We start from the raw sequence: 12,792 nt of genomic DNA, 5'->3' as shown, positions 1-12,792 counted from the left end.
GGGCAACAGTCATGCCGGGCCCGGAGGCCAGCGGCCCCATTGCGGAACCGCGGAAAACATAACGGGGGGCTCAGTCGCTTTGGGCGACCGGCTCGGGGTCGGCGTCGAGCGCATCGAGCACTGCGTCGCCGTTCGCCCTCGCCCACTCGGTCAGCATGTGGATCGGATCGATCAGCGTCGCCCCGAGCGGGGTGAGCTCGTAGTCGACGCGGGGTGGTACCTCGGCGTAGGCGTGGCGGCGGATGAGTCCGTGCGCCTCGAGCCGTCGGAGCGTCTGGGTGAGCATCTTGCGGGAGATGCCGCCGATCAGCCCGATCAGCTCGCCATGCCGCACCGGGCCCTTGCTGAGGCCGTAGAGCACGACCACCGTCCACTTGTCGGCGATCAGCTCGACCGCCAGACGCGCCGGGCAGTCGGAGAGAAAGAGATCACCGGGACCGAAACCGCTCATGGCGCCAAAAGTACCTGCGTCAAAGGGCACCTGCTGGTTCCTATCGGAAACGTAGCCTCGGTTCTCTCCCCTTCCAAAGCCAGGAGAGTCATGCGAGCCATCACCCAGCACACGCTCGGCGGTCCCGAGGTGCTCACCATCGTGGACGTGCCCGAGCCCCAGCCCCTGCCGGGCGAAGTCGTTGTCCGCGTCAAGGCGATCGGGCTGAACCCGCTGGACGCGCGCCTGCGCGCCGGCGAGTTCCCGCTGATCGGCCAGCCGCCGTTCATCCTCGGCTGGGACATCAGCGGCGTGATCGAGGAGGCGCCGCAGACGTGGCGGTTCAGGCCCGGCGACGAGGTGTTCGGGATGCCGCTGTTCCCGCGGGCGGCGAGCGCGTACGCCGAGGTCGTGTCGGCGCCGGCGTTCCACCTGGCACGCAAGCCGGCGTCGCTCACGCACGTCGAGGCGTCGGCGCTGCCGGTCGTCGGACTGACAGCGTGGCAGGGCCTCGTCGACCTCGGCGGCGTGAGCGAGGGTGACCGCGTCCTGGTCCACGGCGGTGGTGGCGGGGTCGGCCACGTCGCGATTCAGATCGCGAAAGCGTTCGGCGCGCACGTGATCGCGACCGCCAGCGGGAGCAAGAGGACGTTCGTCGAGGGGTTTGGCGCCGACGAGGTGATCGACTACACGGCGGTCGACTTCACTGAGGCGGTCCGCGATGTCGACATCGTGCTCGACACGATCGGCGGCGACACCGTCGAACGGTCGCTCGACGTGCTGCGCCCAGGGGGTCACCTGGTGACGGCGGTCGCCGAAGAGGATTCGGTGCTCATCGCCAAGTTCGAGGCGGCCGGCATGCGCTTCAGCGGCATCGCGGTCGACCCCGATCCCGTCGGCCTGCGAGGTCTCGTCGATCTCGTCCAACAGGGCAGGCTCCGGGTCCACGTGCAGGAGACGTTCCCGTTCGAGGGCGTCGCCGACGCGCACCGGCTTCTCGATGGCGGTCACCTCCAGGGCAAGCTCGTCCTCACCGTCTGATCCCATACTGGGGCCTCGCGTGAGCGAGGCCCCCCTTTTCAGCGAGCGGAAGGTCCTTCAGTCTGCGCTGATACCGGTCGTGGACTCGGTCCGAGAAGCAGCCGCAGTCCGGACATGCAGCCCCGGCCGCACGGCCTATCGCGACCACCTCGACCGTGCCGAACGCGGCCGTCACCGTCTCTACATCCACATCGTCAATCCCGTCGAAAACCAGCGACTCCCAGAACGGTGCATCGGTCTGCATGACCAGCACCATCACCGTTCGCAGCCGACCACAGCAGCGGTCGGCAGATACCTGAGAGGGCGTCACTTCCGGCTGTCGGACGGCAAGGCGTACGCCGTCTCACACGAGCCAGCCTCCTCGCAATCGAACATCGCGGTAACACTCCGCGATCGCTCCCCAAGTTCTGTGCCAGAACCCGGGAGTCGTCGATAAAGCCAACGTGAAGCAGGCGAAGCTCTGGGAGGACTTCGACTGGGTGGTCTGGAAACGGGAGGCCCAAGACCGGCAGCAGCTCGCCGGGGAGGAACCACGGCGCGGCGTGCATTTGGCGTCTTTGCGGAACCGTAACAGAGATGGTCCCACAGGGCACTCGGAGGTCGACGGCAGCGGCCGAAACGGCGCGACGGCCCTGCTCTGCTCGCCCGTCAGTGCCCACTTCTCGAATCTTCCGTCAGCCTGCGGAAGGGGTCCGGTCCCGCGCCTCCCCATGGCGCGCCTGGATACGCTCGATGACGCGCTGCTGTCCTAGCTTTCTAGCCTGCCGGAGCTTGGTTTCGGCGGCGAGCAGGGGAATCCACAACAGCCAGCCCCACAGGCTGAAGCGCACGACCCCGCCCCACACCAGCGCCTTGTTCAGGGTGAACGACGCGAGGAACGTCACAACGTACGCGCCGACGCGGTGGGCGAGGAGCAGACGTAGGGGCGCGTTGTGAGGCCCCTGCAACAGCTCGACCGCCGCAGCCAGTTCGGCGGCGTGGAGGTCTTCCCCGGTGTCCGGGCGGACGCCGTCGCGAGCGGCTCGCCGCAACGCGTCGGTGACGAGCACGCTCTGCTCGGCGAGGACCTCCTGCTCGACCTGTCCCCGGACAGCGCCGGCCGTCACGTCGTCCCAGTAACCCCGTCCGGCCCAGCCGACAGCGTCATCGACGCGTCGGCCCTCGGGTGACCCGGGTGGAGCCAGCTCCTCGATCCTCTGTTGCAAGGTCACGGCGCGCTTCGCCCGGTGCGGGTGGTCGAAGGAGTCCGAGCGCAGGCAGAGCTCCCAGTACGACACCAGGAGCCCGAGATCATCCGCCGCAAGGGCGAGGCCCTGACGGTAGGCGGCTTCGGCTTCGCAGTCGTGGTCGTCCTCGTCCTCCGCGGCGTGCGCCTGGCCGAGCCAGCGCAGGAGAACCGGGTCCGGCCCGCACTCTTCGATCCCTGCCCGAGCCGCTTTCCTCACCGAGGCGTAGCCGCCCACCGCGAAAAGCTCCGAGCACTGCTCCGCATACTGCTGCTGTTCCACTTCCCCACCCCGGTCGTCCGAGCAAGCACTGTCCGCTGCGCCCGTTGCCGCTGTCAATCACTTCTTGATCACGGCTTCGGCACCCGACGGGCGTGCCAGTCACCACCGCCCTGCTTGTTCGAGCCGCGCCGGGGCACAGGGTTGGGCGGGAAGTGTCTTCGTGAGTCCATCACGCGGAGCGTATGACATGCCGAACTGGACGCGTCCGGGTGCTCGTTGGGTGTCCTCGACGGGCTGGGTGGTGCTGTGCCTGAACCTGGCCCTGCTCGTGTGGCGGGTGGCGGAGGGCCACCCGGGCAAAGCCGTCTTCCCGGCGGTCATCGTGGCCGTCTTCTGCGGCCTGCTGATCGCCAACCGGGCCCATCGACGCCGGCGGACGGAGCGGCCATGACCGGGCCGGACGTCCTCCCGCGCGCGGCGAGCGCGTGGGTCCAGCCTCAAGCCGCCCGGGATGCGAGCCTCGACTCAGTTCCGACAAGGGGGAGCAGATGGTCGTCGTGTTGCTGTGCGTGCTCATCGTGATGGGACTCGTCCAGTTGTTCAGGCCGCAGTTGCTGTGGAAGGTCAACCGCCCGCTGCAGCGCCCGGGGGCGCCGACGTGAAAGCCACCGACCCCTACGGGCGGCGCTGGGTGATCCAGCGCAAACACCGCCGCAACGGCCTGGCCGGCTCCGCAGTGGGCACACCCGACCTCCAGGTCCTCAACGGCACCGTCCGCCAGGTCCACGGCGCCGACATCGCGGTCATCATCACCAACGGACGCGTCACCGCACCCGCCGTCACCTTTGCCCGACAGCAGCGCCTCCACGTCGTCGACCGGCACACCCTCGCAGCGTGGGCGTCCGGCTCACGCCCGCTGTGGGAGCTGCTGCACGCCGTCCCGCCGCCCCGCAAGCCGACCGCCCTCTCCTGAAACGAGTACGCGACGACATCGGTTCGCCGCCAGATATCCGCAGACGAGATACCGCATTCCATATCCCGACAGGTGCATTTCAGTTCCTGGTCGGCTGGCTCGTTTCCACGACTCGACAATTCGGTTGACGGTGCTCGGTCGGTGATGAAACGGTCGATGAGGCGCGACACGCCAACTCCCCATTGACCATGGGGAAAGAACAGGGGAATTACATGCATTTCAACATGCCCGCCCGGGCCGCGCTGTCTGCGGCTATAGCCTTATCGGCCCTGCTGGCTCCCGCCGCCGGCGTGGCGTCGGCAGCGTCCTCCACGCTGTCCGCATTCCGGGAGGCCGTTGCAGCAGCGGGGGACAGCTTCGATGCTCGATGCAGGAGCCACAACCGCAACTACATCCTCAAGAAGTACCACTGGGGCCCCAAGTTCTACACTCTCCGCTGTGCTACAAGTACCTGGGGCTGGAAGCACATTAAGCTGCGGCACGGCTGGAACAGCACCATGGACCGGAAGATCGGTGCTGCCATCTGGTCCGGGGACCCGAACGGCCGCGGTGGATATTCCACCTACCTCAGGAAGTGCCCGCGGGTGGAAAAATTCCGCACCATCATCGGTACCCCGGGCGGCAAGAACGACCTCCTGACGGCGTACAACGTCGATCAGCCGGCCTTCTCCGGCGCCGCTGCCTGCTGATCGCCCAGCCCGGACCCGCGCTCCGGCGAGGAAAGGACGGCCTGTCCCCGTGGAAGAACCGACACCGGCCGAGCAAACTCTGAGTCGCTCGCACATCACCGCCGACGGGCTCCGCTTCGACGTCGACAAGGTGTCGGTCGAACTCCACCCCGACCGGACCGCGACACTGACGTACCGGCTGAGGGTAAGCCGTCACGGCCACCCTGCCGAGCGCTGGGAAGTCGCCCTGCCCTGGAACGACAAGTCCTGGCTGGACGTACTCACCTCCCCCGCCCCGGCATCTGACCGACTGCAGCAGCTCGCGCACCTCGTCCACGCCCATCTTGAGGAGTTGGTGGGACACGAAAGGGCATAACCGCCAGTCAGCGAAGATGGGACAGCGGCTGCCCTGAGTGAAGGGTCAACCCGACGGCCTCAGTGAAGCCGGCTCAGGAACTCGCGCCCACCGAATACCCCGCCTTCAGCGGGGCCATCAGGCGTCCTGAACCTACAAGGAGGCCACCAACCTGTTCGCCGACGCGGAGGCGGCCGAGGGCTACAGCGACCTGGCCCCGCGTCAGCGCAAGGCCCGCCGCGTCGCCCACATGCTGCTCATCGCCCACCGCGCCGGCACTCGGGCCGAGGACATCAACCCGGAGGCCGTCCCGCTCACCCAGAATGACCAGGGTCGACGTCTCCCAGACGATCGCCGGAGAGATCCGCAAGGAGGCCCTGGAACTCCTGTCCGGCGGCGACCCGCCCCTGACCAACCCCCGCACAACCACCGGAGGGGCGGCACCCCACCCCAGGGGCGCCGCCCCTCCGGCCATTCCCGTCGCACACAGCCGTCACGGCGTGACGCCTTCCGAACGCGAACGACGCCGCCGCCACGCCCGCGTACGACAGCGCGGCGAGCAGTACAGCGCATCGGAGCGCTTCCTCTTCCCGAACGGCGTGTCACTGCCTGTACCAGGTCCCGCCGCACTCCGGGCAACGAAAACGCGGCCAGGGATGTGGCCGGCCCTCCAGCACCGCCCTCAGCGCCTCACCGCCGGCATCGATCGCCGCACAACGAGCGCGCTCACTGCGGGCGGTCACGGCCGATGGCGCCGAGTCCGTGCCAGGCACCGACCCGGACCGCTGTGGCTTCACCATCGCCTTCCAGACCGCCCGCGACCAGGTCATCCAGGCAGCTGGCATCGGCACAGCGAATTACGGCGCGGCCGGCCGCATCGGACAGAAATTACTCGCCGGCCTGCTCCCGGCCCGGCGGCAGCGAGTGAGCACCCGCAAGGTCACATCACCAATATCCCGTTACAGCGGACTTCACAACGACGGACGGCCCGACGCCACCCTTGCCGTCATCAGCCTCGACATCTCCGTCCATGAACCTCCGGACACGCAGCTGGCCCTCCCCACCCGCTCCCGTGACGACCCGTACGTCCTTCCCGCCCGGCGCCGCAGGCACCGGGTCCTTGCACTCCTCCAGGAGAACCCCGCTCGCCTCTGGCGCCCTCGCGAGATCGCCGCACACTTCGCAGACATCACCCTGCACACCAGGTACAGCCAGCTCTCCCGATGGGCCGACGACGGACTCATCCACAAGATCGGTCACGGCCTCTACGCGGCAACCGCATGAGCAGCAACGCCCCATGCCTAACCTGCGGAAACGCTAACTACCCGGCCTTGGGTCAAGGCCCGCACTCGACCTGCCCCACGCCCTGTCCTGGCACCCGCGCCCGTGGAGGCTGGCCCCTCCACGGCGGCCGCCGCCCCGGCCCCAGTGCCGGCCTTGCCCGCCGTGCCGGTGGAGCGTCGAACGTCGCCGGAGGGCTACCGCCGCGCGATCGAGGCGCACCGTCAGACCGCCCGGCCGTCCCTGGTGGACCCGGCCATCGCAGAGGTGGTGCAGCGGCAGACCGCCGCGATGCGGGGAACTGTCACTCCAGACCTTCCCCGAGGCCGACGCCGTCCCGGATGATGTGCTGGCCCCGGTCGGTCAGCACTCTCGGTCCCCGCGCTCCCCGTGTCCTGAGTATGCGTACTCAGGGCGGCCGGGCTGGTTCACGGATGGGAGCGGCACCACGGGCGCCTAATATCTGTCGGGCATCAGAACCGACAAGGGGGGCACGTGTGGCGTGGGAGGAATGGGAGGAACTCAAGGCGGCGGCCGCCGAGCGGCATGGAACACGCATGCAGCTCAATCAGATCCCGGGCGACGCGGGTGGTTCCACCGGGGGGAACGGTACCGGGCGGATTCGGCACACGCACGGTCCCTGGACGCGGGCCGCAGCCGTGGCCGACGATCTGGACACCAGCACGGCGAAGTCCAAAGCGGACTTGGCCCTCTCTCATGGCGGTGTGGCCGGCTCGCTTGGAGGCCTGGCCAGTCTGACGGCGCTCAAGGCCGTTCTCGCCTCGTGGGAGAAGCGACTGGGTGCAGTTCGGGATGAGTGCGGCGCTCTGGAGCCCGAACTGCGGCAGGTGGTCGTGGACATGGGTGAAGCGGACCAGGCGGTGGGCGCGAAGGCCGACTCCGTGCATGTATCCGGTTCAGGGAAGGGCTGATCGTGGCGTCGATGCTGACCTGGCAGCAGCTCAGGGACCTCAAGCTGGAGACGCTCAGCCACGCGGGCGACGGGTGGGGCGCCGCCTCCCGGCACGCGGACTCCGGTCGTGAACGGATCGAGGGCGAGATAAGCGGCCCGCTCCGCAAAACCCAGGAGAGTGAAGCCGCGCAGGCCGCGGTCAAGCGCCTCAGGCGGCTGGGCGACAACTACCATTACATCCAAGCCGAGTGCGGTCTCATTCGTGGCACGCTTGACGGTCTGGCAGCCGAGCTGACCACCCAGCGCAGGGCCTTGACCGAAGCGCTGGACGACGCCGCGGCGCTCGGTCACACGGTCGACGTTAACGGGGCTGTCACCTACCCGGCCGGCGGCAAGAACGAGCAGACCGGTCAGGAATATCCAGGCGGCACGGTCTACGGCGAGGACGGAACCTTCACACCCGGGAGCGCGGCTCCGTCCTCGGGAACGAACCGGTTGTACCAGCCTGGCCTGGGCGATGTCGGCGGGAAGGTAGAAGTCCCGAACCCGCACTACGCAAAAGCGCGGGAGATAGCCAACAGCATCTCCCTCGCTGTGCTGCGTGCCCGGAGCGCCGATGACCGGTACTCCGCAGCCCTGGCCAAGTTGAAGGCCGCTGCGGGTCTGACCGTGGACGCCAAGACGTGGGCGGACGTCGCGTCCGACACCGACTCGGTCAGCTCCTCGGCACTGCCCTACCTCGCGGACAGGGTGCCGCTGGACAAGACACCGGCGGAGCGCAAAGACTGGTGGGACCACCTGTCGGCAGACGAGCGCGACGAATACCTGTCGGCTTTCCCCGGACTGATCGGCGGCCTCGACGGCATCCCGGCTACGACCCGCGACGACGCCAACCGAGAGAACCTGAAGCTGCTCATCGCGCAGCTCGGAGGACGGCACGACGATGTGTCCAAGGCCCAGCTCGAGGGCATGAAGGGGATTCAGGCCAAGCTCGACGCGGGCAGCAACCCACCCATGTTTCTTCTGGGCATCGGGGACGAGGGGAACGGGCGGGCAATCGTCAGCTACGGAAACCCCGACACCGCCAAGAACGTTTCTACGTACGTCCCCGGTCTCGGCACCGCACTGGACGCGGATTTCGCGGACGACACGGTCCGCAGGGCCTTCCAGACCGTCAAGGGCGCGCGGAAATACGACCAGTCGACTGCCTCCATAGTCTGGCTGGGTTATGACGCGCCAGGGCTTGCAGAAGTGGCGTCAAGCGGCAATGCGGAAAAGGGGGCACCGGATTACCGCAACTTTATGGAAGGCGTAGAGGCGACCAATGAGCACAAGGACCCGCATATCACCGCAATCGGTCATTCCTACGGCTCCCTCCTGGTCGGCACGGCGGCACGTCAGCACGGCGGCATACCCGGCGCCGACGACATCGTCCTGCTGGGCAGTCCAGGAACAGGGGCTCAGCGGGCCGACGAGTTGAACGTCGGCAAGGGCCACGTGTTCTCCGCTTCGGCCGGGAACGATCCGGTTACCTGGCTACCCGGCGCGCACGGTCTCCTGGGCCCGGCTGTGGACACCTATATGGACGACCAGCGCTGGTTCGGCCGAGATCCGGCCAGCAAGGAGTTCGGTGCTGTCCGCATAGAATCCGGGGACGGGCCGCTGCCGCTCTATCTCTCGGGCGAGGGACCAACGCCGGCCCACTCCGGGTATTTCGATCCCGACAGAAACCCCTCCGCGGCGAACAACATCGCCAAGATCGTCGCCGGCAGGTCAGACAACGTCACCACGGAAGTCCCCCGATGAAAAAGCTCGCGGCTCACCTGGCCACTATCACCCTGGGCATCGCGGCCGTAACCGGCTGCGGTGGAAGCGATGGGGGTGTGAAGGGAAACTCGAAGATGGACATGCAGGAGGCAGCCGAGAAGGCCGACGCTCTGGTGTACCGGACCTTCGGCGCTGTCCGGCCCCCGCTCGAATGGACGCACGACGCCTCGGACCACGGCGGTTGCGGCGGCTCGGACGAGTACGGGGACGTGACGCGCCGCGCGGTCGTCATGACGAAGGTGTCCGCGGAGCGGCGCGGAGCACTTCTCGGCGTCATCGAGCGGTACTGGAAGAAGACAGGCCTGAAAATCACCAAGGTCGTGTCCGACAAGGAGTTCCCCGAGGTGTACGCCGAAACCGAGGACGGTCTGCTGCGTACGGGCCTCGTCGTCGGCGGGCAAGGACAGTTCTTCCTCGACGTGCAGACCGCCTGTGTCCGTACGTCCGAGGTCAAGGCACCGGGGACGCAGGCACGCGGACACAGCTACTACGGCAAGGACGTGCCCCGTCCCAACGTGACCGACCCCTTCTGGTCCTCCCGCGAACCGGTCACCCCATGAGCACGCCGCGCTGGCGGGGAGACCTGCGGACCACGTGCCCCTGCGGCTGAGGGCACCGAGCGCCCTGCTGGAGCGGGCCCGTGCCGTCTCCCTGCGGCAACCAGGACAGCACCCGCGCGACTACCAGGGCAGCATGCTCACCGACGCGGTGACAACGTCCATCGTCCGCGCCGAGCCCTTCGAGGACGACTTCCTCACCGGCCTGCTGCCTCTGCTGCGCCACGGCGCCGCCCTCGTCCTGTGGAGGCTGGCAGCGGCCGCGACCAGCACCCGCCCGGAGAAGGCTGGGCTGCTGGAGGCGACCGCCGTCCGCGCAGCGCACCGCCTGACCCACGCCCCCCCTTTGACCCAGGCGACCAGCACCTGTTGCGCTGGGCTCGGGGCGAATCCCGACGGGGGCGTGGTGGAAAACGGGGTCTTCGATCTTGAGCGGTGCGCAGCGTCTGGGCCACTGACGTGCAGTCACGGTGAGTGACGGGCTTGCCGACCTGGTTCTGTTCTCAAGACCGGACAGCGATCAGTCAGTACTGCGCGGCCCTTGTGAAACTGTGAGGGGCGCGGATCGCCGGCTGGTGGGCAGGGCTCTGAACGCCCGCCGGTATGCCTGGGGCGTCGTGCCGAGGTGTCGGGCGAAGTGGTGGCGGAGGTTGTCGACGGTGCCGAAGCCTGTGCGGTGGGCGATCGCGGTTACTGGGTCGTCTGTGGTCTCCAGGTGGTGCTGCGCGAGCAGGACTCGCTGTCCGGTCAGCCATTGCAGTGGTGTGGTCCCGGTTTCCTGCCGGAAGCGTCGGGCGAAGGTCCGTGGGGAGAGGTGGGCACGGTAGGCCATTGCGTCTACGGTCAGGTCCTGGTCGAGGTTGGCTTCCACCCAGGCCAGGACAGGGGCGAGGGACCCGGTCCCCTCCCGGGGGAGGGGGCGTTGGCGGTACTGGTGCTGGCCGCCGTCACGGTGTGGGGGTGTGACCATGCGGCGGGCGATTGCGTTGGCAACGGCGCTGCCGTGCTCCTTGCGGATGAGGTGGAGGCAGGTGTCGACGCCGGCGGCGGTGCCGGCGCCGGTGATGACCGGGTCCTCATCGACGTAGAGCACGTCCGACTCGACCCGGGCACGCGGGTGGCGGCGGGCGAGTTCGTCGGTGTAGCGCCAGTGTGTGGTACAGCGTCGCTCGTCGAGCAGCCCGGCCTCGCCCAGGAGGAAGGCTCCGGTGCAGATGCTCAGGACCTGAGTGCCACGCTTCACAGCAGCCCGCAGTTCCTGGGTCAGGTTGTCCGGCTGGCGCACATTGAGGTCGTAGGCCGGGACGCAGATGAGGTCCGCCGAGGCCAGCCGCTCCAGGCCGTGCTGGGCCCGCACCTCGAAGCCGTGGCGGGTCGGCACGCTGTCGCCGGTGGCCGAGACAAGAGCGAAGTCGTACACGGGCAGCGCGTCGTCGCTGCGGTCGATCCCGAAGACCTCACAGAACACGCCCAGCTCGAATGCGTGGGCACCCTGGAGGGCTAGGACGGCGACGCCGTGAAGCACAGGTTCCTGATCCCTTCTTACCGCAGTGGCAGGAATTTCAGCTTACCTGTCGTATCTGCCACTCTCACGTGATAGCACCGGCCTGGAAGGCTCGCAGGCGTTCATCCATCCCGCGAACAGCTAGGCACAGCGCATGACCACGCAGATCCCCGCTACCAACGCCGCCCTCTCGTCACAGGCTGCCCAAGTCCTGCGTGGGCTCGCGCTCGACGAGGAGCTGAAGTGGCGTGTCCCAGATGACCCGATCCTGGGCCCTCTGGCCCGCAAAGTTGCGCAACGGTACGTGGCCGGTGAAACCCTGCCCGACGCCCTGGACCGGGCGCAGCAGGTCCTGGCCGTCGGCCACCGCGTGAACGTCGAGTACATGGGCGAGAGCTGCCGCGACCCGCGGCGAGCCACGGAAGAGACCGACACGTTCCTCTCTGCGGCCCGGCTACTTCCACCCGGGTGCTCGATCTCCCTCGACTTGTCCCACATCGGCCTGGCCGTCGATGCAGAGCTTGCCCTTGCCAACGCCTCCCGCATCGCCCAGGCCACCGCCGACACCGGGCGGGAGATGGTGATCTCGGCTGAAGGCTCCGACCGTACCGACGAGGTGCTTGCCCTGCACCGCAAGCTGTGTGAGCGGTTCGATCATGTGGGCATCACTGTCCAGGCACGCCTGTATCGAACCGCAGACGACCTGCCGGAGCTGCTTTCCCGTCCCGGCCGCATCCGCCTGGTCAAGGGCGCCTTCCTCGAACCTGAGGCCATCGCCCACCGGCGCGAGGCCCCGACCCTGACCGCCGCCTATCTTGCGTACGCACAACAGTTGGCCGACTCGGGCCATCTGTGCTCCTTCGCCACCCACGACTGGGAACTGATCAACCGCGTTGACCAGCACCTCGGAGGGAAGGGTCACGATTCCGATCCTTGGGAGTTCGAGACCCTCCTCGGCCTCGGGCCCGACCGCCTCCAGGCCATGGCCGAGCGCGGCCACCCCACCCGGGAGTACATCGTCTTCGGCACGGAATGGTGGCTCTACGTCTGCAACCGCATCGCCGAAGACCCCCAGCGCCTGCTCCAAGCCCTGGTCGACGCGGCCGCATGACCAGATCACCCGATCCGGGCCCACGTCAACACGCCTCAGCACACTGCCCTGCGAAGCGCCAGCGGCCCGGAAGCCAGAGCCCATCCACCGCAACGACAGATCCGGCCGCTGCTGCCCCACTGTCGAACGCGTGATCATTTCTGTTCTCTACGCAGAGATTAAGCAGGAGCCACGGGCTTGCCCAACGAAGCGACGTTGCTGCTCGGCCTCGACGGGGTGTCCGTCGTGCGGGTCGAGCGGCTTGAGGACGGCACCCGCCGGGTGCATCTGGCCACGGCGGAGGAAGCGGCTCGCGCCTGCCCGGAGTGCGGGGCCTTCGCCTGGAAGGTGAAGGGCACAGCCCGGACCCGTCCTCGAGACCACACCGCTGACCTGGCGCAAGAACATCACCCACGTCGCCATTGAGGTTCCCCCGTTGTGCGGGAGTGGGTGACTAGCCGGTCAGGGCGGGTTGACGTGGTTTCAGGTTCACTGGTTCGGTCGCTGCCTGGCTGGCGTAGTGCTTCTCCTCGAACTCGATGGGGCTGAGGTAGCCGAGCCGTTTCTGGATGCGGCGGGGGTTGTAGAAGCCGTCGATGTACTCGAAGAGCGCGAGGTTCGCCTCGGCCCTGGTGACGAAGACGCGGCCGCGGATGCACTCGGTCTTGACCAGCATCCACAGGTTCTCCGCCAGGGCATTGTCAT

General features: G+C 68.0%; 16 protein-coding genes and 2 pseudogenes. 13 read left to right on the top strand and 5 right to left on the bottom strand.

What is annotated here, in order from left to right:
- Positions 1–70 precede the first annotated feature (70 nt).
- Positions 71–451: a winged helix-turn-helix transcriptional regulator gene (locus ABEB07_RS26040; RefSeq protein WP_345670539.1), complete on the bottom strand. Its 381-nt coding sequence runs from the start codon at positions 449–451 to the stop codon at positions 71–73.
- A 90-nt stretch (positions 452–541) separates the two neighbouring features.
- Here ABEB07_RS26040 and ABEB07_RS26035 point away from each other — a divergent pair, with 90 nt between their 5' ends.
- A complete protein-coding gene (locus tag ABEB07_RS26035) occupies positions 542–1,471 on the top strand; it encodes an NADP-dependent oxidoreductase (RefSeq protein ID WP_345670538.1) in 930 nt (309 codons plus the stop codon).
- Here ABEB07_RS26035 and ABEB07_RS26030 read toward each other — a convergent pair.
- Entirely contained in the window at positions 1,461–1,715 is a 255-nt protein-coding gene (locus tag ABEB07_RS26030) for a transposase family protein (protein ID WP_345670537.1), read from the bottom strand. The genes ABEB07_RS26035 and ABEB07_RS26030 overlap by 11 nt on opposite strands.
- 430 nt (positions 1,716–2,145) lie before the next feature.
- On the bottom strand, positions 2,146–2,979 hold the full coding sequence (locus tag ABEB07_RS26025; protein WP_345670536.1) for a hypothetical protein: 834 nt from the start codon (positions 2,977–2,979) through the stop codon (positions 2,146–2,148).
- 187 nt (positions 2,980–3,166) lie between these two features.
- Here ABEB07_RS26025 and ABEB07_RS26020 point away from each other — a divergent pair, with 187 nt between their 5' ends.
- From ABEB07_RS26020 to ABEB07_RS25980, 10 genes and pseudogenes are all read left to right on the top strand, one after another.
- Positions 3,167–3,370, top strand: coding sequence for a hypothetical protein (locus ABEB07_RS26020; protein ID WP_345670535.1), 204 nt, complete (start codon positions 3,167–3,169; stop codon positions 3,368–3,370).
- 97 nt (positions 3,371–3,467) lie between these two features.
- Positions 3,468–3,518 (top strand): annotated as a pseudogene (locus tag ABEB07_RS39275) (hypothetical protein); the annotation flags it as partial.
- Positions 3,497–3,892, top strand: a pseudogene (locus ABEB07_RS26015) (restriction endonuclease); the annotation flags it as partial. The pseudogenes ABEB07_RS39275 and ABEB07_RS26015, both read left to right, overlap by 22 nt.
- Before the next feature lie 212 nt (positions 3,893–4,104).
- Entirely contained in the window at positions 4,105–4,581 is a 477-nt protein-coding gene (locus ABEB07_RS26010) for a hypothetical protein (RefSeq protein ID WP_345670534.1), read from the top strand.
- Positions 4,582–4,630: 49 nt separating this feature from the next.
- Complete coding sequence (locus ABEB07_RS26005) at positions 4,631–4,936, top strand: hypothetical protein (protein ID WP_345670532.1); 306 nt, start codon at positions 4,631–4,633, stop codon at positions 4,934–4,936.
- 741 nt (positions 4,937–5,677) lie between these two features.
- Positions 5,678–6,199, top strand: coding sequence for a hypothetical protein (locus ABEB07_RS26000; protein WP_345670531.1), 522 nt, complete (start codon positions 5,678–5,680; stop codon positions 6,197–6,199).
- A gap of 494 nt (positions 6,200–6,693) precedes the next feature.
- On the top strand, positions 6,694–7,128 hold the full coding sequence (locus tag ABEB07_RS25995) for an amino acid ABC transporter permease (RefSeq protein WP_345670530.1): 435 nt from the start codon (positions 6,694–6,696) through the stop codon (positions 7,126–7,128).
- A gap of 11 nt (positions 7,129–7,139) precedes the next feature.
- The gene (locus ABEB07_RS25990) at positions 7,140–8,915 is read left to right on the top strand and encodes an alpha/beta hydrolase (protein WP_345670540.1); all 1,776 of its coding nucleotides are present in this window, start codon (positions 7,140–7,142) and stop codon (positions 8,913–8,915) included.
- Positions 8,916–9,010: 95 nt separating this feature from the next.
- Positions 9,011–9,496, top strand: a complete 486-nt coding sequence (locus tag ABEB07_RS25985; RefSeq protein WP_345670529.1) for a hypothetical protein — start codon at positions 9,011–9,013, stop codon at positions 9,494–9,496.
- Between the two features lie 34 nt (positions 9,497–9,530).
- Complete coding sequence (locus ABEB07_RS25980; protein WP_345670528.1) at positions 9,531–9,971, top strand: hypothetical protein; 441 nt, start codon at positions 9,531–9,533, stop codon at positions 9,969–9,971.
- Positions 9,972–10,013: 42 nt separating this feature from the next.
- Here ABEB07_RS25980 and ABEB07_RS25975 read toward each other — a convergent pair whose 3' ends face one another.
- Positions 10,014–11,018 (bottom strand): GlxA family transcriptional regulator, encoded by a 1,005-nt coding sequence (locus ABEB07_RS25975; protein ID WP_345670527.1) that lies wholly within the window; start codon positions 11,016–11,018, stop codon positions 10,014–10,016.
- A gap of 133 nt (positions 11,019–11,151) precedes the next feature.
- On the opposite strand from ABEB07_RS25975, the gene ABEB07_RS25970 reads away from it, so the two are divergent.
- Both ABEB07_RS25970 and ABEB07_RS25965 read left to right on the top strand, forming a co-directional pair.
- A complete protein-coding gene (locus ABEB07_RS25970; protein ID WP_345670525.1) occupies positions 11,152–12,108 on the top strand; it encodes a proline dehydrogenase family protein in 957 nt (318 codons plus the stop codon).
- A gap of 177 nt (positions 12,109–12,285) precedes the next feature.
- Complete coding sequence (locus tag ABEB07_RS25965) at positions 12,286–12,513, top strand: hypothetical protein (RefSeq protein ID WP_345670523.1); 228 nt, start codon at positions 12,286–12,288, stop codon at positions 12,511–12,513.
- A 28-nt stretch (positions 12,514–12,541) separates the two neighbouring features.
- Here ABEB07_RS25965 and ABEB07_RS25960 read toward each other — a convergent pair.
- Positions 12,542–12,792 (bottom strand): IS3 family transposase (locus ABEB07_RS25960; RefSeq protein WP_345670522.1); only part of this gene is annotated, 251 nt, incomplete at its 5' end.

It is taken from the genome of Streptomyces similanensis, from assembly GCF_039543625.1.
GTDB classification, from domain to species: domain Bacteria; phylum Actinomycetota; class Actinomycetes; order Streptomycetales; family Streptomycetaceae; genus Streptomyces; species Streptomyces similanensis.
Note: the sequence above shows the minus strand (reverse complement) of the source record. Positions and strands in the feature narration are given on the sequence as shown.